21 protein-coding genes and 3 riboswitches are annotated in these 24346 nt (G+C 39.9%); of the genes, 11 read left to right on the top strand and 10 right to left on the bottom strand.

Going from position 1 to position 24346, the window contains the following annotated elements:
* The first annotated feature begins 229 nt into the window (after positions 1–229).
* Positions 230–320: riboswitch (TPP riboswitch) on the top strand.
* A 134-nt stretch (positions 321–454) separates the two neighbouring features.
* The 5 genes from AWM71_RS06150 to AWM71_RS06130 all read left to right on the top strand — a co-directional run bounded on the left by AWM71_RS06150 (position 455) and on the right by AWM71_RS06130 (position 5530).
* Complete coding sequence (locus tag AWM71_RS06150) at positions 455–1024, top strand: ECF transporter S component (protein ID WP_060777132.1); 570 nt, start codon at positions 455–457, stop codon at positions 1022–1024.
* Positions 1005–2423 (top strand): ABC transporter ATP-binding protein, encoded by a 1419-nt coding sequence (locus tag AWM71_RS06145; RefSeq protein ID WP_082632729.1) that lies wholly within the window; start codon positions 1005–1007, stop codon positions 2421–2423. Before AWM71_RS06150 ends, AWM71_RS06145 begins: the two co-directional genes overlap by 20 nt.
* Positions 2420–3127, top strand: a complete 708-nt coding sequence (locus AWM71_RS06140; RefSeq protein WP_060777130.1) for an energy-coupling factor transporter transmembrane component T family protein — start codon at positions 2420–2422, stop codon at positions 3125–3127. The genes AWM71_RS06145 and AWM71_RS06140 overlap by 4 nt, the downstream gene beginning before the upstream one ends.
* 47 nt (positions 3128–3174) lie before the next feature.
* A riboswitch (TPP riboswitch) is annotated at positions 3175–3272 on the top strand.
* A gap of 83 nt (positions 3273–3355) precedes the next feature.
* On the top strand, positions 3356–4189 hold the full coding sequence (gene thiM, locus AWM71_RS06135) for a hydroxyethylthiazole kinase (protein ID WP_060777129.1): 834 nt from the start codon (positions 3356–3358) through the stop codon (positions 4187–4189).
* 72 nt (positions 4190–4261) lie between these two features.
* Positions 4262–5530 (top strand): acetylornithine deacetylase, encoded by a 1269-nt coding sequence (locus AWM71_RS06130; protein WP_060777128.1) that lies wholly within the window; start codon positions 4262–4264, stop codon positions 5528–5530.
* Between the two features lie 274 nt (positions 5531–5804).
* Here AWM71_RS06130 and tenA read toward each other — a convergent pair whose 3' ends face one another.
* The 5 genes from tenA to AWM71_RS06105 all read right to left on the bottom strand — a co-directional run bounded on the left by tenA (position 5805) and on the right by AWM71_RS06105 (position 9519).
* Positions 5805–6473 (bottom strand): thiaminase II, encoded by a 669-nt coding sequence (tenA, locus tag AWM71_RS06125; protein WP_060777127.1) that lies wholly within the window; start codon positions 6471–6473, stop codon positions 5805–5807.
* Between the two features lies 1 nt (position 6474).
* Positions 6475–7278: a bifunctional hydroxymethylpyrimidine kinase/phosphomethylpyrimidine kinase gene (gene thiD, locus AWM71_RS08150; RefSeq protein WP_060777126.1), complete on the bottom strand. Its 804-nt coding sequence runs from the start codon at positions 7276–7278 to the stop codon at positions 6475–6477.
* Positions 7275–7937 (bottom strand): HAD family hydrolase, encoded by a 663-nt coding sequence (locus AWM71_RS08145; protein WP_060777125.1) that lies wholly within the window; start codon positions 7935–7937, stop codon positions 7275–7277. Before AWM71_RS08145 ends, thiD begins: the two co-directional genes overlap by 4 nt.
* Positions 7934–8569, bottom strand: coding sequence for a thiamine phosphate synthase (gene thiE, locus AWM71_RS06110; protein WP_201783952.1), 636 nt, complete (start codon positions 8567–8569; stop codon positions 7934–7936). The genes AWM71_RS08145 and thiE overlap by 4 nt, the downstream gene beginning before the upstream one ends.
* Positions 8570–8663: 94 nt before the next feature.
* A riboswitch (TPP riboswitch) is annotated at positions 8664–8768 on the bottom strand.
* 88 nt (positions 8769–8856) lie between these two features.
* Positions 8857–9519: an HAD family hydrolase gene (locus AWM71_RS06105; protein ID WP_060777123.1), complete on the bottom strand. Its 663-nt coding sequence runs from the start codon at positions 9517–9519 to the stop codon at positions 8857–8859.
* Between the two features lie 252 nt (positions 9520–9771).
* Here AWM71_RS06105 and AWM71_RS06100 point away from each other — a divergent pair, with 252 nt between their 5' ends.
* The 3 genes from AWM71_RS06100 to AWM71_RS06090 all read left to right on the top strand — a co-directional run bounded on the left by AWM71_RS06100 (position 9772) and on the right by AWM71_RS06090 (position 14992).
* Entirely contained in the window at positions 9772–11406 is a 1635-nt protein-coding gene (locus tag AWM71_RS06100; RefSeq protein ID WP_060777122.1) for an ABC-F family ATP-binding cassette domain-containing protein, read from the top strand.
* A gap of 87 nt (positions 11407–11493) precedes the next feature.
* Positions 11494–13230: an ABC transporter ATP-binding protein gene (locus tag AWM71_RS06095; protein WP_060777121.1), complete on the top strand. Its 1737-nt coding sequence runs from the start codon at positions 11494–11496 to the stop codon at positions 13228–13230.
* On the top strand, positions 13220–14992 hold the full coding sequence (locus AWM71_RS06090) for an ABC transporter ATP-binding protein (RefSeq protein WP_060777120.1): 1773 nt from the start codon (positions 13220–13222) through the stop codon (positions 14990–14992). Before AWM71_RS06095 ends, AWM71_RS06090 begins: the two co-directional genes overlap by 11 nt.
* A 63-nt stretch (positions 14993–15055) precedes the next feature.
* Here AWM71_RS06090 and AWM71_RS07985 read toward each other — a convergent pair whose 3' ends face one another.
* The 5 genes from AWM71_RS07985 to AWM71_RS06070 all read right to left on the bottom strand — a co-directional run bounded on the left by AWM71_RS07985 (position 15056) and on the right by AWM71_RS06070 (position 21559).
* Positions 15056–15223 carry an IS3 family transposase gene (locus AWM71_RS07985; protein WP_256379447.1) on the bottom strand — a complete coding sequence of 56 codons (168 nt, stop codon included), beginning with the start codon at positions 15221–15223 and terminating at the stop codon, positions 15056–15058.
* Positions 15224–15609: 386 nt separating this feature from the next.
* Entirely contained in the window at positions 15610–18201 is a 2592-nt protein-coding gene (locus AWM71_RS06085) for an SHIRT domain-containing protein (protein WP_201783951.1), read from the bottom strand.
* Positions 18202–18682: 481 nt separating this feature from the next.
* Positions 18683–19849 carry an AI-2E family transporter gene (locus AWM71_RS06080; protein WP_060777119.1) on the bottom strand — a complete coding sequence of 389 codons (1167 nt, stop codon included), beginning with the start codon at positions 19847–19849 and terminating at the stop codon, positions 18683–18685.
* Between the two features lie 14 nt (positions 19850–19863).
* Positions 19864–20796, bottom strand: a complete 933-nt coding sequence (gene coaA, locus AWM71_RS06075; protein WP_060777118.1) for a type I pantothenate kinase — start codon at positions 20794–20796, stop codon at positions 19864–19866.
* Positions 20765–21559 carry an acyl-[acyl-carrier-protein] thioesterase gene (locus AWM71_RS06070; RefSeq protein WP_060777117.1) on the bottom strand — a complete coding sequence of 265 codons (795 nt, stop codon included), beginning with the start codon at positions 21557–21559 and terminating at the stop codon, positions 20765–20767. The genes coaA and AWM71_RS06070 overlap by 32 nt, the downstream gene beginning before the upstream one ends.
* A 170-nt stretch (positions 21560–21729) precedes the next feature.
* Between AWM71_RS06070 and AWM71_RS06065 the strand changes: the two genes are divergently transcribed.
* The 3 genes from AWM71_RS06065 (at position 21730) to rnjA (ending at position 24191) form a co-directional block, all read left to right on the top strand.
* A complete protein-coding gene (locus AWM71_RS06065) occupies positions 21730–22026 on the top strand; it encodes a HesB/YadR/YfhF family protein (protein WP_060777116.1) in 297 nt (98 codons plus the stop codon).
* A 273-nt stretch (positions 22027–22299) separates the two neighbouring features.
* On the top strand, positions 22300–22518 hold the full coding sequence (locus AWM71_RS06060; RefSeq protein WP_060777115.1) for a DNA-dependent RNA polymerase subunit epsilon: 219 nt from the start codon (positions 22300–22302) through the stop codon (positions 22516–22518).
* Positions 22518–24191 carry a ribonuclease J1 gene (gene rnjA, locus AWM71_RS06055; RefSeq protein WP_060777114.1) on the top strand — a complete coding sequence of 558 codons (1674 nt, stop codon included), beginning with the start codon at positions 22518–22520 and terminating at the stop codon, positions 24189–24191. Before AWM71_RS06060 ends, rnjA begins: the two co-directional genes overlap by 1 nt.
* Positions 24192–24346: the final 155 nt, after the last annotated feature.

Raw genomic sequence — 24346 nt, 5'->3', positions numbered from 1 at the left:
TTTCAAAGAGAGGAAGCAGATAGAGGAAAAGTTATAAAAGTTTGTAAAATCCAAACTGTACTATGAAAGATTTTGAAATATCTTTTAGTGAACGTTGAGAGTATATATCAGTACAGCTTTATACTTGTATTCAGTTACCTTCATGTATAAAGCTACACTAGATTTTTTTACTACTTTGCAAGATAAAATTTGATATCGCTTTCATTTTATGATATTATAATACATATTAAAATGAGATTCGGGGTGCCTGAAGGCTGAGATTAATACCCGCTGTACCTGATCAACGTTATGGTTGCGTAGGAAAATCTAAAGAGACGGTAAATTTGCTGCTTTCTTTCACCTTGAAATTTCATGGGAAAGGAAGCGGTTTTTTATTGTCAAAATTTTTTACTGTCAAAATATCAAACTTATGTCTATTGTCATGCTCAATTGAATTATTTTGGAGGTATTTATTATGAAAAAAGATTTAACTACTAAAGATTACGTCTTTACCGCCTTATTATCTGTCGTATTCGGTATTATTTATTTTGGAACAACTGTTACAGGGACTGCCATTACTGCTGCTCTCACTCCCCTAGGCCTTGGAATGATCGGGTATGAATTCGGTTATGGAATTTGGTATATGGCTGCTATTGTTGCTATTCATTTAATTAAACGTCCTTTTGTTGGTACAATCACCGAAGTCATTGCTGCTTTAATTGAAGTTTTACTTGGAAGTACATTTGGGCCTATGGTCTTCGTTACCGGAATTATTCAAGGGGTGGCTGCTGAAGCTCCTTATGCCATCAAGGGTTACAAAGATTATAGTTACAAGACCAGCTTAACTGCAGGTTTTCTTTGCGGAGTTGTTACCTTCCTTTGGTCTGCATTACGTCATCACTACTGGACAATGGAACCAAAGATTATCATCTTAGTCTTCATTGTTCGTATAATAAGTGCCCTCTTCTTCACCGGCTTCTTAGCTAAATTTATCTGTGACCGCTTATATCAAGCCGGAGTAATTCATGATGACGACGAGGAATAATGGATTAGTCATCCAAAATCTGACTTTTACCAAACGTAAAGTCACTTTCCTCAAAAACATTCAGCTTCAAGCTCAGCCAGGAGAACTCGTTCTCCTGTGTGGGGCTAGTGGCAGTGGCAAAAGTACATTAGCTGCTATTTTAAGTGGTTACTACCCTCTTCATGGAGGAAAACTACAAGTTGAAGAATTAACCTGGGAGGGACAAAATCTTGCAGATTTTTCAGATAAAGAGCGTCTTCGCCAAATCGCTGTGTCCTTCCAAAACGCCCGCTTATCCTTTTGTATGAATACTTTGCGGGAAGAACTTATTTTTATTTTAGAAAATCTACTCGTCCCTCCTTCTCAAATGCCACAGATCATTGCACGTTATGTAGAGATTCACCAATTAGAATCTTACTTAGATCAACCTTTTTCTTCTCTTTCAGGTGGCGAATTACAACGCGCAGCTTTCTGTTGTTTAGATATTATGGATCCTGGTTGTTATGTCTTAGACGAGCCTTTCTCAAATCTTGATGACGATGCTATTGAATTCTTACAAGGCTTAATTCAACAACGACTAGCAGAAGGCAAAACTTTTCTTGTGATTGACCACAGGCTAGACCTCTGGCAGGACGCCCAACGTTTCTATGTCTTAGAGAATGCTAACCTTACCTCAGTCACAGATTTCTACTCATCCACTACTCAAGATTTATTTTTTAAGGCTGGTTTACTAGGTAAAAGCGAACCTGCTCCCAAAATAAAATCTACTACATCGCCTCTTCTAGAAGCAAAAGACCTCACAATTCGCTTTCACTCCTCTCAAGGAGAAAAAATTATTCTTCAAGACGCTTCTTTCTCCTTCCCCAAAGAAAAACTCATTGCTCTGTGTGGACAAAGTGGGTGTGGAAAGAGCACCTTATTTAAAGCAATTTTAGGTCAATGCTCCTATCAAGGAACGATCACCTATGAAGATAAAGACTTAAAGAAAGTCAAACCTTCCACCTTTTTTGGAGAGATCGGGCTGGTCTTCCAAGATCCTTCTCTTCAATTTGTCACTAACCGGGTCTTAGATGAAGTTCTTGTCGGCACATCTAAAGAAGAAGAAAAACGAGGTCGTGACCTTCTCGAACACTATAAACTTCTAAACGATAAGAGCCGCTCCCCGTGGACCCTCAGTCAGGGAGAACAACGTCGTTTAGCGGTTATTTGCCTTCTTCTCCATGGGCAAAAATTACTTCTTGTGGATGAACCCACTTACGGTCAAGACTGGCAAAACGCCGCCAAATTAATGGCCCAGCTTCAAGACTTATGCCGACATGGCGTAACGTGTTGCTTCACTAGTCATGATCGTCGACTGGTGGAGGCTTACGCAGATATAGAATTACGAATGGAAAATAAGAAAGTGAGTGTGGTCTCATGATTGATCATTTTAATCCTACCATTAAGACTTTTTCTTTCATGGCGACTTCCATTATTTTAGGTTTCTTTTCTAACTGGCACTTAAATAGCATCTTTTGTCTATTTGGTCTCCTTTGTTTAATTACTTCAAAACGTGTGAGCTGGAAAACCTTAGGGATAGCTCTCTTACCTATTACCATATTAGCGATTAGTTTCTTTGTTTCTGGTTGGAAATTTTATGCTGAAAGTATTGCGGATCATAGCGCAGTCGTTATTGATGACGTTCTTTCCCCAGCGTTCGAAAATGGGCTAGTCCTAGGGAGTCGCTTGTATGCCTACGGATTAATCGGATTAGCTTACAGTTTAACCAATGATAGCTTAGAATTAGTCACAAGTTTTATGCAACAATGCCACATTTCTGTTAAACTCGCTTACGGCGTTTTAGCAGCCTTGCATTTACTCCCTACCCTCAAACACGACTATGAAGTAACAAAACTCAGCTATCAAATTCGCGGGATTAAGGTCTCACCTTTCTCCTCCAAGCCTCTATTCACCCTCTTAGTTCGAACCATTAATTGGTCCGATTGCCTTGCTAAGGCTATGGAAGCTAAAGGCATATCAGAATTAAGAACCCAGTACCTGGTTATGAAAGTTCACTTCATGGATATTCTCGTAGGTGTGGGACTCCCTGTGATTGCACTTGCTTTAGGATTAATTAAAATTTAAGCTGTCTACTTGATACGAAAGCCTTTTCAAGGTAAAATAAAAATGATAATGAATTGCAGGGGTACCGTTTTGGTTGAGAAGGCTGCCGCCTAACCCTTTGAACCTGTTTGTTAAGACAAGCGAAGGAAGCAATCGAAGCTCTGCTCCCAATTCGCTTGGGAGCTTTTTTAATAGAGCACCGTTCTCCTCTACTCATTATTTAACTTTTCTTACAGGAGGCTACATGTTATGAAAAAAGAAGAAGTTCAAGCTGCTATCATTGAAGCTGTTCATCAAGTCAAGTCAACTAATCCTATGGCTCCTTCCATCACTAATACGGTGACTATTAATTTTGTCGCCAATACTCAAATCGCTGTAGGAGGCTCTGCTGCCATGGTCTATATGCCTGATGAAGGCAAAACGATGGCCAATATTGCTCAAGCTATGTATATAAACGTCGGAACAATCTTCCCTATTTACGAAGAAACACTCCCTCAAACTGCCGCCAAGCTACACGAACTCGGTAAAAATTGGGTAGTCGACCCCGTGGCTATAGGGATTGGAGAATTACGTACCAAACTTTTAAATGACTTCAAGCCTTATAAACCTTCTATTATTCGCGGAAATGCCTCAGAAGTGATTGCGCTTGCTCATCTCTGGCACCTTCTCGATCATCCTTCTGAATCCAAAGTACGTGGCGTGGACTCCACAGAAAGTGTGGACCAAGCTACAGAAGCGGCACTTGCCCTCGCTCTCTACACAGGTGGCGCAGTTTCTGTATCTGGTAAAACTGATCTCGTCACAGATGGTCACCACATTGCCCATTCTCATGGTGGCTCCTCCTTCATGGGCAAAATCACAGGAGCTGGGTGTTCCTTAGGGGGTGTCACTGCTGTCTATGCTTGCGTGGCAGATCCTTTCATTGCAGCTTTGACTGCTTGCCAGGTATTTAACTTAGCAGGCAGCCGTGCGGAAGCGAAAGTTAAAGCTCCAGGAAGCTTCCAACCTCAATTTATTGATGAACTTTATCTTGCGAGTGCTGAAGACATCGCTCATAATTCGTTTGATTTCGTCACTTTGTAATTTATTAATGTATTGCCAACAGTCGCACCGTAAGATGCGGCTGTTTTCAAAAAAATGATTAGGAGGTTCCTTATGGATAAAGGACAACTCTCACAATTGATCGAAGATAGATTCGATCAATTATTAGACTTACTCGACCAACTCATTCGTTTTGAAACAGTGAGCCCACCTGCCAGAAACACGCAACCCATTCAAGCATTCGTTAGACAATACTTAACAGACCAAGATTTTGAAGTCGACCACTGGCCATTCTTCCAAAAAGATGAACTCCTTGTTGGCTGCAAGAAAGGAACGGACAGTACCAACTACCACAGTCTGGTTTTAAACGGCCATGTAGACGTTGCTCCTGTAGGGGATGAAAAAGACTGGACCTCCCCACCTTTCCAACTCACTCAAAAAGATGGCCGTCTCTACGGTCGAGGCACCAGCGATATGAAAGCCGCTATTGCAGCAGATCTCTTTCTTTTTAAACTTCTCAAAGAAGAAGGCATTCCCCTAAAAGGAGACCTCCTCTTCCATTCTGTCGTCGGAGAAGAATCTGGAGAAGCGGGTACCCGAGAGATCTTAGAAAAGGGATATGGCGCTGACTACGCTATTGTCAGTGATACCTCTGAATTAAAAATTTGGGGGCAAGGGGGTTGTATCACCGGTTGGATCAAATTAAAGACAGATAAAGTCTTTCATGATGGCAACCGCCGCAACTTAATTCATGCAGGAGGTGGCTTAAAAGGTTTTAGCACCGTTGAAAAAATGGTCAAACTCATTGAAGGCCTTCAAGAACTTGAACGTTACTGGGCCGTCACCAAGTCTTACCCTGAATTCGCCGCCGGTAGCAACACCATCAACCCCGCTTATATTGAAGGCGGACGTAATCCTGCCTTTATTGCAGACACCTGCTCCCTATGGTTTACCGTTCACTTTTACCCGAACGAAAAAGTCGAAGATATCACCAAGGAAGTCACGGAGCATATTCAAAAGGTTGCCCAAGCAGACCCATGGATGCGTGACAATCCTCCAATTGTGGAATGGGGAGGGCGCTCCATGGCAGAAGATAAGGGAGAAATTTTCCCCGCTTTAGAACTCAATCAAGATCACCCTGGCTTTAAACATTTAGTCAAAGCCTACCAAAATATCAAAGGAGAAGATCCTGTCATCGGCATGTCTCCATCAGTTTCAGATTCCGGTTGGTTCACACCTTTCAACATTCCTGTCGTTTGTTTTGGACCAGGTGAAATGAAGGAAGCCCACGCCTTAAATGAGTCCAGCAGTCGCCAAGAACTTCTTGAATTTACCCAAATTATAGGCGCCTTCATTCTCGATTGGTGTAATCAAAAACGCTAATCTTGCTCATTCTTCAGCTAATTAATCATCCTACCCAAGTAGAACTTCCGCGTTCAACTTGGGTTTTCTTTTGGTTCATTAGTTTCTAAAATACTCCCTCCTCAAGTTTCCTTTAGAGATCTTTTACTCTAGTAAGCCTCTTGGAACACCCCCCTCCACCAAAAAATCCCAGACTACCGGATCTTCCAAGTAGCCTGGGATAAACTTTCATTTAATCGCCCCTTAATTTTTCAGAGATCGTTTAATATCGATGAATCATATACTAACAATCTTTCTAAGCTTTATTTTCACCTTTCCATGAAAAATTCCAAAATTCTAATTCATAGGCGGAGCAGTTGACAAATATTTCAGTTAAATAGTCTAATCTCTCTTCATCACAGCCTTTAGCCAAACGTTCCACTTGTTCAATCAAAAGCAGATTCTCTCGCGTGTAATCCTCACTGCTATAACCGGCTACCCAAGGTCCAAAGAAAGGATCTTCTAAAATAGCGGGATTATTTTTGACAATACGCTTACCAATATATTCATAACTCAAAGCGCAGGCCAAAATCGAGATCAAAATAGCTAATTCATCTTCTTCATAGCCTAACCGTAGCATATAAGAAGTATAAGATAAATTATCCAAAGCTCTCTTGGCATGTTGCAATTCTTCTGCACTAATCTCCAATTCTCCCATATAGCCCCGGTGAATATCCATCTCTGAATGCGTAATATTTTCGATATATCCCGCAAACAAATGACAGGTTTCCGCGCTCCGTGATTTGGCTACCCCTAAAGCAAAGACTTTCAAATATTCTTCTAGATAGAGATAGTCTTGGAGGATATAGTAGCGAAATTTCGCATGATCCAAGTTTCCATTTTGGATACCTAAAACAAAGGGATGCTTATAGTATTCTTCCCAAATATCAATGGTTTTCTCTAATAAACGTTCCGTAAAATTCATGTTAGGCCTCTTTTTTCCATTCTCCTTTTAAATCAAAGGCATGATTCAATGGGCCGCTTCCTTTGCCTAAATCTAAGCCGTCTGCCAAAGCAGATGAGATATAGCCTTTTGCCCGGTCAATAGATGTTGCTAAATCAAACCCTTTTGCTAAATTAGCAGCGATCGCACTGGATAAGGTACACCCTGTTCCATGCGTATTATTGGTATCAATTCTCTCTCCCTTAAACCATTGATAATCTCCATTGTGGTATAAGAGATCGTTGGCATCATTTACACGATGTCCGCCTTTTACCAATACCGCACAGCCATAGGTTTCGCTAATTTTCTTACCAGCAGCTACCATACTCTCTTCATCTTTAACAGACATTTGAGCGAGTGTTTCAGCTTCTAAAATATTAGGCGTTACAACTTCCGCTAAAGGAAATAGTTCCTTTCTTAAAGCCACTACCGCATCACTTTCAAGTAAATTAGACCCAGAGGTAGCTACCATCACAGGATCTAAAACAATATGTTTGGCTTGATAGTGGTTCAAACGTTCTGCAATGGCTTGGATTAATTCCACATTCGAAACCATCCCAATTTTGACGGCATCTGGATAGATATCCGTGAAAACAGCATCCAGCTGTTCCTTTAAGAATTCCGGCGACACATTTAAAATTCCTGTTACTCCTGTTGTATTTTGGGCGGTTAAGGCAGTAATCGCACTCATAGCAAAAACGCCATTAAAGCTCATTGCCTTCAAATCAGCTTGAATACCTGCGCCCCCACTTGAGTCACTCCCTGCGATTGATAATGCTGTTTTCATTTCAAAACTCCTCTCTCAATTTTTTTTAAAAATTGCGAAAAATCAATGAGATAGTAATCCGCTAAACTTTTGAGTTCTTCTTGTTTAGGTTCAAAAGCATCATACACCCCACAAACCACAAAACCAGCTGATTTTGCAGTTTGGGCAGCGTGAAAAGCATCTTCAAACACTAACGTTTCACTTTTAATCGTTTCTAAACTTTCTAAAGCTTTCTGATAAATCATTGGCTGATCTTTTCCAAAGCCAACACCTGAACAGCTCAAAATCTCTGAAAAATAAGTGGTTAAGCCACACCGTTCCAAGGCACTCTCAATTAAGGGTTTATCAGTTGCTGTAGCAATCACCATCTTGACATCCGCTTCTTTGAGTTCTTGTAAAAAATCACGTACATGTGCTTTGGGTAAAACTTTAGAGACATAATAGGAACGAATTTGATCATTAATTCCTTGAATAATGGCTTCCTTAGATAGATGGAGCGCATACCTCTCATTTAAATAGATCGCTGATTGATCTAAACTCATTGTTCGAAGCTGCTCTCGCAAATCAGAAGCCGGCTCCTTTCCCAGTGATCTTAAGTAATCTGCTCCTAAATCCTCCCAAATGGCCATGGAATCATACAAGGTTCCATCAAAATCAAAAATAGCACCCCTTAAATTCATGCTTGAACCAATTCACGACTAAGCTCTAAAAGTTTCCGACAACGGCCTTCAATATCCTTGACCCCAAAAATAGCCGAAATGATCGCTACGCCTGCAACATCTGCCCCTTTGAGTGTTAATAAGTTCTCTGGAGTAATCCCACCAATGGCAACCACTGGAATGGAAACCGCTTGACAAATAGCTTGTAAGGTTTCATGAGGTAAGGTTGGAGTCCCTGGTTTCGTTGTGGTCTCAAACACGGCTCCAGAGCCTAAATAATCCGCACCAGCTGCTTCTGCTTTAAGGGCTTGTTCAACGGTTTTAGCTGACACACCTAATATTTTATTAGGGCCAATTAATTTTCTGACTTCAGAAGCTGGTAAATCGGATTGACCAACATGCACCCCATCGGCATCTACTGCTAGAGCGACCTCTATATTATCATCAATGACAAAGGGCACATGATACTTGTCCGTTAAGGCTTTGATCTTCTTAGCTTGAGCAATATATTCTTCTGTCCCTAAATCTTTCTCCCGCAATTGGAGGAAGGTCACGCCTCCCTTAAGTGCGGCTTCCACTTGTTCTTCTAGAGTGACTTCTCCTGTCCACCGACGATCTGTCACTGCATATAAAAGTAAATCCTTCTTATCCACTTTTTTTCCTCCTATCTGACAACCTTTCTAAAAGTGTTTTAGAAAAGTCATGTTTATTTATAAAAAAACCGAGACTTGCAGCGAGCCTCGGTTTAAGTTCAACAAAATAACTTCCTCCGGCGGCATTATCCGCATCAGGTAAAGGGTCGAAGGATGAACCTTCCTCTCAGCCTGTTTTCAAGCTCCCCTGATTTAATCTCTTTATAATTATAGTATAGCGCTTTCTTTTATTTAAGACAAGTCTTCAAAATCACTGCTTCCTTCTAAAAACTTTATTTCTTAAAGACTTAATCCCCTATCTCATCTCCAAGATAAGGCAAAATTTCTGTCAAATCTGGCACCACCGCAAGGGCTTCTTCCTGAATCTTAGGAGTAGCCTCTACCAAATCTGGGACCATAATCGTTTCAATGTGCGCATTTAGTCCTGCTTCTACCCCTGATGGTGAATCTTCTACAATGAGAGCTTCCTGTGCGGAACATCCACTTCTTTCAAGTGCCAAAAGAAAAATCTCAGGATGCGGTTTGGAATGCGAGACTTGGTCTCCTGAAACAATCTCACTAAAATATCCCTGAATACCTAATGATTTTAACCGCTTATCTACCAATTGCCGTGTAGATGAAGAAGCAACCATCATCTTAATTCCTTTTTCTTTTATAGCCTCTAAAGTTTCTATTAAACCCGGTTTAGACAAAAAGCCTTCTTCTTCAAAACGTTTTTGATGAAGGGCTCCAGTTTCTTTGATAACTTGAAGACCTAACTCTAGGTTTCCACTTTTTCTGATAATCGACGCTTGGCACTCATCAAATGTCCGACCTGCTTGCTCGGCCACATATTCCTCACGGGTAAATGAAATACCATACTTTTTAAAGACTTCTGTCAAAGCTTCTAAATAAGGGGTCTCAGAATCAATTAAAGTCCCATCCATATCAAAAATAATAATCTTTTTCATTAAAATCTCCTTTTGTCCTTAACCATAATTCATGCCGCCATCTTACCATATTCCCTCACCAAATACACATTTTTGCCTAAATTTTGGTCCTTTCTTAAACTTTTGAAAAAGTCTTTTTATCTCTTAAAATTTCAAACAAAGAGGAGTTAGAGTTGACCTACACTGCGCTCTGAAGCATAATAGGAATAAGAAGAAAGAGCTTGTAAACAACAAGCTCATTTTCATAAACTAAAGATAAAGTGAGGAAAATGCATGTTACAAGTCTCGAATGTGAGCTTACATTTCTCTGACCGTAAGCTGTACGATCATGTGAATTTAAAATTTAGTCCTGGCAACTGTTACGGAATTATCGGCGCAAACGGTGCTGGAAAATCAACCTTTTTAAAAATCTTGTCAGGTGAGATTGCCCCATCGAGTGGTGAAGTAACGAAAGAACCGAATGAACGTCTATCTGTCTTAAATCAAGACCACTTTGCCTACGAGGAATACACCGCTTTAGACACTGTCATCATGGGCAATGCTAAACTCTACGCCATCCGTGAAGAAAAGGATAGTATCTATAACAAGACTAATTTTACAGAAGAGGATGGCATCCGAGCGGGTGAACTGGAGGCAGAATTTTCTGAAATGAATGGCTGGGAAGCAGAATCGGAAGCCTCTCAACTTCTTCAAGGACTAGGCATTGAAGAAAGTAAACACTACCAATTGATGAGCGACCTTGAAGAAAGAGATAAGGTGAAAATTTTACTCGCCCAAGCTCTATTTGGAAACCCTGATATTCTTCTCTTGGACGAACCAACAAACGGTCTAGATACAGAATCTATCGAATGGTTATGTGAATACATTATTAACTTTCCCAATGCGGTCATCGTCGTTTCTCACGACCGCTACTTTCTCAACCAAGTCTGCACCCATATTTGCGATGTGGACTTTGGAAAAATTAAACTCTACGTCGGTAACTATGACTTTTGGAAGGAATCAAGCGAACTGGCCGCCAAACTTCAAGCAGATGCTCAAGCAAAAAAAGAAGAAAAAGTGAAAGAATTAAAAGATTTTATCGCACGTTTCTCTGCCAACGCCTCAAAATCAAAACAAGCCACTTCTCGAAAGAAAATGTTAGATAAAATCGAGCTAGAGGATATCCAACCCTCTAGCCGTAAATATCCTTATGTCGGCTTTGAACCTGAACGAGAGATTGGTAACGATGTCTTAATCGTTGAAAATCTCTCCAAAACAATTGACGGCATCAAAGTCTTAGATAACATCACCTTTCACCTTAAAAATGATGATAAAGTCGCCTTCCTCTCCAAGAATGACGTTGCTATAACTACTCTTTTTAAAATTATTACGGGTGAAATGGAAGCAGACAGTGGTCATTACAAGTGGGGAATCACAACGAACCAAACTTATCTTCCAAGAGATACTTCTGAAGCATTTAGCCAAGAAGATCAAAGCATTTTAGACTGGCTTTTCAAATATGCCAAAACGCCAGAAGAACAAGATAATACTTTTCTTAGGAGCTTCCTTGGTCGAATGCTATTCTCTGGAGATGACGTCAAAAAAGAAGTGGGTGTCCTTTCCGGTGGAGAAAAAGTTCGCTGCATGCTCTCTAAGATGATGCTATCTAAAGCCAACGTTCTGATAATGGATGACCCTACCAACCACCTAGACCTTGAATCTATTTCGAGCTTAAACGATGGCTTAATGAAATTTAAAGGCGTCCTCCTCTTTACTTCCCATGACCGTCAATTCTTGTCTACCTTAGCTAACCGAATTATCCATCTCTCTGGATCTGGCATAGTTGATAAGATTCACACCTCTTATGAAGAATATCTTGACAACCCCGATACTCAAAAACGTGTCAAAGCCCTCTATACAAGTCATTAACTACTTAACTTGTTGAGAATATAAAGTCAGCTTATCAAATAAGCTGGCTTTTCTCACACCTATTTATCTAAAGAAAGGAGAATTTTTATGTCATTTATTTGGTCTTATTTGCGTCCGTTTAAACGGCAGCTCCTATTTATTTTTTTAGGAATGGTGATGTTTACTTTAGTCACCTTAGGTCTACCAACTGTTTTAGCCTATATTATCGATGATGTGATTATCCCTAAAAACTATGAACAATTAGCTATCTATCTCACTATCATGGTACTTATCACCCTATTAGGTGTTTTAGGACAACTTTTTGGTGCTTATTTTATTAGTCAGGTTACCACTCTAGTCGTTAAAAATATTCGAGATGCCATCTACGAAAAGATGCAACATCTCTCCCATCATGAATTTCAAACTTTTGGCGTTCCTTCGCTTACGAACCGAATCACCACCGATGCCTTTATTATTATGCAATTCGTCCAATTAGGACTGAGAACCCTCTCTACGGCTCCAATAATGATTCTTATTTCAATGATCATGGTTGGACGAACAGCTTCTACCCTAGGGTTATATCTTTTTCCTGTGATGCCTTTAATCATCGGTCTGATCTATTTTATCGCACGTCTAACCCTCCCTATTTCAAAAAAACAACAAGTCACCCTCGATAAAATGAACCAACTGCTTAGAGAAAATATTTTAGGAACTCGGGTCATTCGCGCTTATAACCGTGAAGGTTTTATGACCAACCGCTTTCAAAAGGTGAACAGTTCCTACCAAGGATTTTCAATCAAACTTTTCAAAACAATGGCCGTTACGCCAGCTCTTTTCTCCTTTATTGTCAACTTAACCATCATTACCATTCTCATTTTAGGGAGTCATCTGATTGCTCAACAAAAGATGCAAGTGGGGACGTTAGTAGCCTTCATTGAATATGTCTGGCAAGCCCTTTTCTCTTTAATGGTCTTTGCTAACATTTTTATGATGTATCCGCGTGCGATGGTCTCTGCCCATCGATTAAAAGAAGTCCTCTACTCCCCCATCAGTATTACTAATCCTTCCCAGCCCCTTTTTGAGACAAACCAATCCGGACAACTCGAATTCCGTCATGTGTACTTTTCTTATCCCGATGCCGATGAACCTGTACTAGAAGATCTCTCCTTCACAACAAAAGCTGGGCAAACTTTGGCTTTCATCGGTTCCACTGGATCTGGAAAATCTACAATTGTCAAACTCATTCCCCGCTTTTACGATGTAACTTCTGGACAAATTCTCCTAGATGGAATCGATATTCGCCGGCTAGACTTGAAAACTTTGCGGTCTAAAATCGGCTACACCCCTCAAACAGCCAATCTTTTTTCTGGACAGATCGCTGCCAACTTAAGATTTGGAAAACCCACTGCTGATGAAAAAGATATGACAAGAGCGACCGAAGTTTCGCAAGCTTTCGAATTTATTTCTAACTTAGATAGTGGCTACAAAACCCATTTAACAGAAGGCGGAACGAACCTATCTGGCGGGCAACGTCAACGTCTTTCCATCGCTCGCTCAATTATTGGAAAAAGAGAAATCTATATCTTCGATGATAGTTTCTCTGCCTTAGACTACAAAACCGATGCGAAAGTGCGCCAAGCCCTTAGAGAAGAAACACAAGAAGCAACCACCCTCATCATCGCTCAACGTGTCGGCACTATCATTAACGCTGATAAAATTATTGTCTTAGACAAGGGTAAAATTATAGCTCAGGGTACCCACCAAGAACTTCTCGCTAGTTGCCCCCTCTATTATGAAATCGCAGCTTCCCAATTAACGAAGGAGGAATTACACCATGAAAGTTAACCCTTTTCAACTCATTCGTCAACTGTGGCCCTTCTTGAAACCTTATCGCTTAAAATTACTCTTATCTATCCTTGCCAGCTCTTCTATGGTCATTTCTGCGATCTTCGAACCTATCGTTCTAGGACTTGGCATTACAGAGCTTTCTAAAAACGTCTGGGAAATTGCCCACCACGTTCCAAACGCTGCGATCAATTTCCCGTATCTATCCTTTGTTGCTCTTTTGTACTTTACACGCGGCATGTTCTACCATATCGGTCTTTATTTGGGACAATATTTTCTAACCGATGCGGTACAAGCCGCTACCCATGATCTTCGTTGTCAAATTAGTCGAAAAGCCAACCGACTTCCCGTCCACTTCTTTGACCGTCACCAAACAGGTGACATTCTCAGTCGAATGACCAATGACGTTGAAGCTCTCTCTAATGCCCTCCAGCAATCTGTTCAACAATTTATTATCGGAGCCGTCCAAATCACCTTAGCGGTTCTCGTGATGCTCTCTCTAAATCGTCAACTCACTCTGATTGCCCTCACTTCTATAAGTTTAACCTACCTAGCTGGGAAAAAATTACTCGCCTTCTCTCAGCCGCTTTTCAAGGCCCAAGCCGATGCATTAGGCCATTTGTTTGGCTACACGGAAGAACAACTTTCTGGATTTACTGAGTTGAAAGTCTATACTAAAGAAGAAGACTCCATCAGAGAGTTTAAGCAGCGTAACCACCGCCTTCAAAAAATAGGGTTCAAAACCACACTCCTTTCTGAAATCATGCAACCCCTCCTCTATTTCATAGCTAACCTGTCTTATGTGGTAGTCGGAGGCGTGGGCGCTTATTTAACCTTAATCGATAAACTCACCGTAGGCTACTTACAGGCTTTTGTTCAATACATCTATCTGATTAATCAACCATTACAAAACATCACCCAACTCATGGGGATCATCCAAAGTGCTTTTGCAGCAGGACAACGTATCTTTGACTTCTTAGAAGAAAAAGAATTGGATTCTTGCCCTGTTCAAGAAAAACTACCTAGTCCCGTCAAAGGACAAATTGACTTTGATCACGTCCAATTCGGCTATCAAGAAGGGCACTTACTCATGCAAGATGTTTCCTTCTCTGTCTCTCCAGGGCAAACCGTTGCTATTGTTGGCCCAACTGGTGCAGGGAAGACCACCCTCATTAATCTCTTGATGCGATTCTATGATGTTTCTGGCGGAGCGATCAAAATTGATGGCATCGATATCCGTCATCTTAGCCGACATAACTTGCGTCAGCATATCGGCATGGTTCTTCAAGATGCCTGGCTTTATACAGATAGCGTCCGCGAAAATATCCGCTTTGGAAATTTAGAAGCAACCAACGACCAAGTAATCAAAGCCGCGCAACTCGCTAATGTCGATCATTTCATTCGAACCTTGCCTGGTGGCTATGATATGACTATCAATGAAGAGGCCAGCAACATTTCTCTCGGTCAAAAACAACTCATGACCATTGCTAGAGCCATTATCAATAATCCCGATATTCTTATCTTAGATGAAGCCACCTCCTCAGTCGATACCCGTTTAGAGCAACTCATTCAAACTGCCATGGATCGTATCATGGAAGGCAGAACTAGCTTTGTAATTGCACATAGACTCTCCACTATCCGAAACGCTGATAAAATCCTTGTGATGAACCATGGCACTATTATCGAGCATGGTACCCATGACGAACTCATGAAAAAAAATGGTTTCTATGCCGATCTTTACAACAGCCAATTTAAAAAATAATAAAAAAGAGGCTCCCTCATCCTAATCAGTGAGAGACACCCCAAAAGTTGGAGTTCGTTTTTATTAAGCAAATAGTTGAGTAGTATGTTTTCGATACTCAATCAGAAACATGCCACTCAATTTTTCTTTTATTCGATTAGGATTGTAGTGTTGAATATAATCTGTTATTTTTTGTTCTAATGGTTCATAAATTAATAAGGGATCTCTATAGTACATTTCTTGCTTTAAAATTCCAAAATTTTTTTCATTGGCAAGTTATCAAAGCAACCCTTTCAAATCCCAATCATCATCAAAAATTTTGGCGATATACACCGATTCTTCACCACTTATTCCGCAAATCAGCTTGACTTTAAGACTTCCCTAGTCAAATTGTCAAAGACTACTATCTGTTAACAAACCTTTTTAACTACTCTGCAATAATATCTACTTCCGTTCAAGCTAATCTAACTTACAATCAGCTTCTGACCTTTTACCTTAACTTCCTACTGACTTAAAAACTCCTTGCAGGTTAGTTCGATATTGATTCCATTAGGTCACCAAGCACAACATATCCCATAAAAATAAGTGTTGCGCAAAAAAGCCTCTATCCACAGATAGAGGCTCTCAATTATTAAACACTAATCTTTTCGTTGACTTACTTGAAACAAACCACCCATCGCAACTAATGCACTTCCCATCAATACTAAGCTACTGCCGATCGCTCCTGTCTGTGGTAAAGTGGTTTTTGTTTTTTGCTCTTGCTGAGGTTGTGGCGTTGGCGTTGGCTTTGACTCTGGCTTTGGCTCTAGCTTTGGCTCTAGCTTTGGTTGTGGCGTTGGCGCTGGTTGTGGTGTTGGCTTTAGCTCTGGCTTTGGCTCTGGCTGCGGCTCTAGCTTTGGTTGTGGCGTTGGCGCTGGTTGTGGCGTTGGCGCTGGTTGTGGCGTTGGCTTTAGCTCTGGCTTTGGCTCTGACTGTGGCGTTGGCTTTGGCTTTGGCTGCGGCTCTGGCGTTGGCTCTGGCTGCGGCTGTGGATTTGTTTTTTCTTTTACTGTTACTGTCGCTTGTTTTGTTGCGGCTGCTCCTTTGCTATCAGTTACTTTATATGTAATTTTATATGTACCGACTTTGTTGTTGTCAAAGCCTCCTTTGTCTATTACAACTTTATCTTTTAAGTCACCGTCTTCTTTGTCTGTTGCACTTATTATTAGGGATTTTAGGTCTAGTGTTTTGCCTACCATTATTGCTTTGTCAGCTACTTCTAATTGCGGTGCTTCGTTTAGGGGAGATAGAGGTTTTATGCTAGTAAATTTCCATGTTCCTGTGAATGTTAAATCTTTATCTTCTACTGTTTGCTCTTTAGGATCATATCCTAGGAATGTCCATTTTCCTCCGTCTACTGATATTTCTTTTTGTTTTGGTTCTTCTGGAGTTATTTTTTCGCCTTTTTTATATGTTTTTTCATCTTTTGGTAGTAAGTTTGTTACTTCCACTGGTAAGTTTTTGCCATCTTCTGATTTAAAATTATAGTTTACTTTATGTTTTAATAAAGCATTAAAGTCTGCAATTATTCTTGTTTTTTTGTCACTACTATCTAAAAGACCAACTGTAAATTCTTGTTCTTCTTTTTCGTTATAGTATGGCTCTTCTAAATTTTTTGATTTTAAAATATATTTTCCTGGTTCTAAATAAAGAAGATTATTTTTTTCGTAATAGCCTTGATCGTTTATTGTAGTTTTTTTCATCATTTCTTCTATTACATTTATAGTATCTTCTTTTTCATTCGCACGAGAATAATTAGGTTTAATAGCAGATTTAACTAAAACCTCTTTATTATCTTCTACACGGTAAAGATCAAAACTATTATCTAAAGGAGTTTTTTTATCTTCTTTAAATTGACGAGCAACAATTTCTGTTGGGATAGCTCTGTAAGTTATATAGTAATGTTTTGTAGTCAACATATTTCTATCTTTATCATAACCATAAGTTAAATAATGATTACCTTTTTCTTTCGTTGTGGCGTCATCTTTTTTAAATTCTTTTGTTTTTGGCTTATCTATATCATTATCACAGTAAATATATCCTGGAATTGTTTTTGCTTTTAACTCTTCTAAAGTAGGTCTTTTTATACTTTTTCTTTCATCTTCTTGATAGGACAATAAAGGAGTGGAAAATCTAGCTCTGTAAACTGGATTATTTCCAAAAAGAGCTTTATCTGTTTTAACAATCTTAAGCATATCTTTTAAATCAAGTTGTTTAAAAGGTTCATTAGAAAAAGAATTTTTATCTTTTTCACTTCTTTCTTTTAGAGGTGAAGATAGTTTTTGCTTTGTTAATTTTCTATAACTACTATCATCTACAAAGTGAAAATCTGCATCTGCAGAAGTTACAAAAAATTTAACTATAGTATTTCCTTCTCCATATCTATTTATATAACAAACTTGCGATAGTGCATCGTCTTTTTTAGTTACTTGATAGCTAACTCTGACAAAGGCACGAGTTTGCTTTGGATTTACTTTAAATTTAGTTTCCTCTTTTAAATCTTTACCAATATTTTTTTTATTTACCGAAAGCTCAAAAGGTGTTGCAGCGTATTTCCCGTCATTAAAAGTTATTTTGTTATCATTATCTAAAATATTATAAGCATGCCATACCGGTCCAACTTGTGCTTCTGCAAGATCTACATTTCTTTTTGGTAAAAATATAAAGTAATCAACTGTTCCTTCTTGTGTATGCCAATCTACATATTGCACACCTATTAATGTTAATTGTTTGGTATCTTTTCCTTTTGGGTTAAAGTTTTTTCCTTTTGGAGTGAAATAAAGTTTTACTTTATCATCTTTTTCTTTTTCAGCTTTTTGCAATTCTTCATCTGAAAAAACTTCTGGATATAGATTTTCTAAAGTTTTTTCATTCATAAGGTCATAATAGCCTTCTTCATCTTTAGTCAAAGGATTAGTTTTGTTTTCATGACCTGTCGTACGGTTATTTTCTGGTTCATTCTTTAACTTATTATCTTTAGTCAAAGGATTAGTTTTGTTTTCATGACCTGTCGTATGGTTACTTTCTAGTTTCTTATTATCTTTAGCCACAGTGTCAGCGTGAACAAGTGTCGCTTGAGATAGAGCCATCCCACAGGACAAAAATCCAATCACACCCACTGCAACTACAACTGACACGAGATGTTGTCCGAACTTACGCAAACTATAACGATTAACTTTCTCATGTTGCATAAGCTAACCTCTTTTCTAAAAATCACTTTTGAGTACAGCCATTATATCAAAAAAAAAAAAAAAAGCAATACTTTTCAACTTCACCCTTCTATTTCGTTAGGTTTCATTTTTTAGCGATTACTTCTTTATCTGATGTAAAAATGATCCATCAGCGTCCCTTTATTCTCATTTCATCTCTTATCAAAAAAAGACCTGATGCCTTTCCATCAAGTCTTCAATTACGCTCATTGCAATACTAATGTTTTGAACGCCCAATCTCCAATAATGAGTCCCTCGAAGATCCTTATCCATCAAATCTCAACCTTGATAAGCAACCGTTGGAGAAGCAGGGGATTCAGCCAGAGCTTCAACAACAGCTGAAAAATGGCGTATCCGTTTTTGCATCCAACCTGTGAAAGCACATTTTTTCCGTTCACTCTTTTCCTAGTTTTCTTCGCTAAAACAGATAAGTTAATCGCTCTTGACCCATTGCTCAGCAATTCTAAAAAAGATTCAAGTTTTGTTGATCAAGATCGCCCTTTAATTGTTTCACCTGTAAGCGATGGTTCACAGTGGCTGAAATTAACCGATAGGCGAGAGAAAAAACAGGCACACTCAATAACATTCCTGTCAATCCAAAATAAGCGCCCCCTACTGTCACCGCAACCAGTGTCCAAATTCCTGGTAGTCCAACACTACTCCCGACTACTTTAGGATAGATCACATTTCCCTCAAATTGCTGTACCACAATCAAAAATAAAAGAAAAAACAGTGCCTGAGTCGGGCTATCCACCACGATTAAAAGCGTCCCAATAGCCGCTGCAAAGAAAGCTCCAAAAATCGGAATCACTCCCATCGCACCTGAAATCGCTGCGATCGTTAAGGCGTGTGGAAAGGAAAAAATCAACATCCCCACAAATACCAATCCCCCCAAAATCGCACCTTCTAACACCTGCCCGCTCACAAACTTCGTAAAAATTCGATGACTCTCTTTCCCGACATTCACCAAATAATTGGCCCAAGGAAGACTGAACCACGCATAAATACATTTCTTAGCCTGTAAAATAAGCGTTTCCTTTCCTGCTAACATGGTAATAGCGAAGACAAATGCGATGAAGCCGTTAAACAAAGACGTCACAACCCCATAAGAGATCGAAAAAATACTTCCTATGAAGTCTGTCAGTGTTCCTTGAACCCAAGCCACTATTTGTTGAACAAGGCTACCCAGATCAATATCCATTTGCTGAATCGAGATCAACCATTCTGGGTGCCTATCAATCCAGCTTAGCACCTTCCCCATAAATCGACTCAACGTCACTGGAACTAATTGAACAAAAGAGAAAATCGTTTCTTGAAAATCAGGCAAAACCAAGAAAATCAAGAAATATAACAGGCAAAAGATCCCCATCACCGCTAACAAGATACTAAGTGCACGAAGAAGTCCCCGCCTTTTTTGAAACCAAGCTAACTGATTCAACCGTGTTTCAATGCTATTGACAGGAATAGATAAGATAAAAGAAAGCCCCGCTCCCCATAAAAAAGGACTGACTACTTCCACCGCATGGTGCACAGATCGACCTACAAGGTTCAAATGGGTCAAACTCCACCACCCCAAAAGTAAACCGATACTCACTGCCAATAAGTGGCGCCAATGTTTTTCAATTTGCATACTAAGACCCCTTCCTAATAACGTCGCATCCAAATCGAATCAATAAAATGCTTCTTACATTTATGGATGACAATATCTGCCCGATCTCTAGTAGGCAAGATATATTCTTCTAAATTAACCAAATTCACTTCTTTCCAAGTTTTCTTAGCATGAGCCATAGCTTGTTCATACGACATGCCTGCAGACACTTGGTGGTAGCGCTCAGGCTCCCTTAAAGCATATTCGCGAAGTAACGCATATCGCTCCATATACCACTTTTCAATCAAAGAGGTTTCTGCATCCACATAAATCGATAAGTCCGCATATTCTCCAATAAAAAATTGATCAGGCCCCATAATTTGAAGGACATTGATCCCCTCTACAATTAAAATTTCTGGAAGAGGAATCTCAAGAGATTCTTTCACTCGATCGGCAATATCATGAGAATATTGAGGAATCTTCAAATAAGGCATATTGGTCTTAACATCTCGCATAAAGGCTTTTAATTCAGCCATATCATAAGATTCTGGAAAACCTTTGCGGTTCATAATTCCCAAAGTCTCCAACTGCTTATTAGGAAAAAGAAAGCCATCCGTTGTCATCAATTCCACTCTTAAGGCGGGAAAACATTGGGAGAGAAAAACTTTTAGCAATCGAGCTGTTGTACTCTTTCCCACAGCAACACTCCCTGAAACCGCAATAATGAAAGGCGGAACGGTATCAGAAATCCCTAAAAATTGATTTCTATCCTCCATGAGTCTTTGGTATTTTTTAAAATAAATCGCAATTAACTGACTCAAAGGCTGATAAATATCATTGGCATCTTCTAAGGTCAAATGGTCATTCAAAGATACCAAGCGTTGCAACTGCTCATTGGTCAAATTGATAGCGACAGGAGGTGCAACCTTTTGCCGATATTTCCGCCATTCTTTGCGGTCAATCACATGGTACGAATACTTGCCCTTCATTTTTTCCTTCTTTCTTTTTCTTCCATTGTAGGATGAGGTAGGCATGCAACTCTTCACCCGCCATAAAGAAGTGCTGACTCGTCACATCATTAGTCTCTACACCTTCTTTTCTGGTGTAGACTTCTGACTGATCTCCCAAATGATATTCTCGTCGATAAACTACCTTTAAATTTTTCAAGGTATGGCTTTTGATAAAAGACTCGCCCAATTGTTCAAAAGCCCAGTCTATGTACACCACATTGTTCATATGTCCATTGTGGTCAATCTGCTCTTCCCCCACCAAGTAGGACATTTTCTTTCCCTCTGAAAGTCCTGGAAGAGGAGGAAAAGCCGGTTTCTTCACCCGAATTTCCACTGCACAAGGGAAGCAAAGACGAAGTAAATCTGCCTTCAAGCGTTGGATTTTCCTCGTTTGAAAATTAATCAAACCAAAGCATATTGTTGCTTCCACCAACACCTCATTACCACTCATCAAAGAATATCCACGCTCAACTAAGATCCGATTAAAGCCTTTCACCCAAGTCTTAACAGATACTTCATCTCCTGCTTGAGGCAAGCGAATAAAAGAAAGATGGTTTTGAATAATCACCCAGACATTCTCACCAACAAAATCCATTACCCCTTCTTCCCTCAAGCGTCTATCATGTGTCTTTGAAGCTAGCAACAACAACTTAATCAGAGCTGACATCGTTATTAGGCCACCCTTTGTACATTGCTCTTTCCGAATGACGTCTTTGTGAACATAAGATTCCGTAACTGCCATTTCTGAACCTTCCTTTTTCTAAAAATAAAATTTGTTAGCTTTTCCTATTATAGCATCTTTCCCCATTTTCCAAAGCATTTCATAATTATCTTTTTTGGGGCGAATTAGTAGTCTTTTATGATGATTTTTTTTATAATAACTATAGAAATTAGATAGAAAGTTGGAAAATCATGGAAATTACCTTAACTGATCAAGCTGTGCAATTTTTTGAAAAAGATATGGGACTAAAAGAGGGTCAAGCGGTACGTTTTACCTCTAAAGTTTATGGAAAAACCAATATTCACGAAGGTCTTTCTGTTATGACTCAACTGGCGCAACCAAAACGGCCCCTAATCACTACACAGATCAATGGTGTCACCTATTTCGCAGAAGAAGCGGATGCTTGGTTCTACTCTGGTCATTCCCTCAATGTTGACTACAACCCCAATAAGGAAAGTATCTTATTCCGATTCGAAAATCCAGCTTAACACGCCTCGCCAAGACTTTTAAGCTTCACTAAAAGTCTAGCGCTATGAAGGATCATATATCCTCAAGCGTTAGACTTTTTTACTTCTCGAATAAATCCACTCATGCAGCTACTTCAATGAGGCTTTTAAGCTTTCCTTCTTGATGCAATAGCCTGTTCAGCCAACTAAAAAGGTTATTTTATGGATTTCTTCTCTTCCCTATTAGGCAAATAGCCTTCCTTATGCTAAAATAGGAACAGTAATCTGAGTGAAAATAACAAAAAGGAGAATATTATGATTTTTAAAATAATTTACCAAGAAAATCCCAAAGAACCCCCTTTACGGGAGAAAAGTAAGGTACTTTATGTCGAAGGTACCGATATGATCACCGTTCGCAAGCAATTACGAGAAAACACCCCCTATCTCGTGGAATATATCCAAGTCCTAGATGAAGCCCATCTTGCTTACGAGCAACAAGATCCTGATTTCAAACTCACGGAGTTTTCTCATTGATGGCTTTTGAAGTCAGACCAGATGAAGTTTATGTTTTTGCCATTGGGGGTCTAGGAGAGATCGGCAAGAACATGTATGTCGTCCAGTACCAAGACGAAATCATTATCATGGACAATGGGGTGAAGTTTCCAGATGATGATCTTCCAGGAATCGATTATGTGATCTCTGACTATTCCTATCTCATTGAGAACCAAGAAAAGGTCAAGGGAATCTTTATCTCCCACGGACACGAGGACCACATTGGAGGCATCCCTTGGCTTCTCAAACAAGCAAATTTTCCAATTTATGCTGACCGCTTAGCCTCTGCACTCATTGAAGCCAAGTTGGAAGAACATGGTCTCCTCAAAGAGACCGAACTTCACGTTGTCAATGACGACGATGTGATTCCCTTTGATCAGGTAGAAGTCAGCTTCTTTACCGTGAACCACTCGATTCCAGAAGCATCTGGGATCATTGTTTCAACCCCCGTGGGTAAAATCGCTTTTACGGGAGATTATAAGTTCGACTTCACTCCGATCGGTCGTCAAGCTGACCTGCAAAAAATGGCCCGCTTAGGAGAAGAAGGGCTTCTCCTTCTCTTAGCAGACTCTACTAACTCAGAAGTTCCTGGATGGACCATGTCTGAACATTACGTCAAAAATTCACTCAGAGAAATTATGACCCCGATAGAAGGACGGATTATCTTCGCTTCCTTCGCTTCCAATATCTCGCGCCTTACTGAAGCGATTGATATTGCGGTAGCCACCAACCGTAAAATTACGGTCTTTGGACGTTCCATGGAAAATAACTTCCAAAATGCCCAAGAAATTGGATACTTCAACATTCCAGAAGGAACCTTTATTGAACCGAACCAAATCAATGATTATCCAGATAACGAAATCATGATTATGTGTACGGGCTCCCAAGGTGAGCCACTCGCTGCTCTTAGCCGAATTGCGAATGGTACCCACCGTCAAGTCTCCATTCATCCGACAGATACCGTCGTCTTCTCTTCCTCCCCTATTCCAGGGAATTATTCCAGCGTGAATAACCTGATCAACCGTCTACTTGAAGCAGGGGCAGAAGTCGTCCACGGGAAAATCAATAACGTCCACACTTCTGGACATGCAACCCAAGAACAACAAAAATTAATGCTTCGTCTCATGAAGCCAAAATTCTTTATGCCTGTCCACGGTGAATACCGGATGCTCTGTATCCACGGTGAAACGGCTCAAGCTGTCGGCATTCCTGAAGAAAATATTATTATCCATGATAACGGTCAGGTGGCTGCCCTCAGCAAAAACTCCTGGAGAGAAGCCGGTCGCGTCCCAGCAAGTGACGTTTATGTCGATGGCGCGGGGATTGGCGATATCGGGAATATCGTTCTTCGCGACCGCCATAACCTAGCAGACAATGGTATTCTCATTGTCGTTGTGACAGTAGACTTCAGTAACAATGAACTCGTCGCAGGTCCTGATATTGTTTCCCGCGGATTTATCTATATGAGAGAATCTGAAGACCTAATTAAAGATGCCCAAAAAGTCATCCAAACAACAGTGATTGGACACCTTAATTCCGGAAAGAATGTCAATGAAAAGATTTTGCGAGATAGTATTCAAAACTCACTCTATCCTTTCATTCACAAACGGACGAAACGAAGCCCAATGATCCTACCTGTGATCATGACGGTCTAAAAAACACCAAAAGGCACCTCACTTGAAGTGAGATGCCTTTTTCTATACAACCCCATCCTCTCTTTCACTATAAAAAAGCAGTAGCCTTAAATGAAGTGCCCCCAAAAAGTTAGATTTTTAGTCCAACTTTTGGAGGCACTACAAAACCACTGTTT

It is taken from the genome of Aerococcus christensenii (genome assembly GCF_001543105.1).
GTDB lineage: Bacteria > Bacillota > Bacilli > Lactobacillales > Aerococcaceae > Aerococcus > Aerococcus christensenii.
The sequence above is the reverse complement of the archived record's forward strand: the minus strand, read 5'-3'. Positions and strand labels throughout refer to the sequence as shown.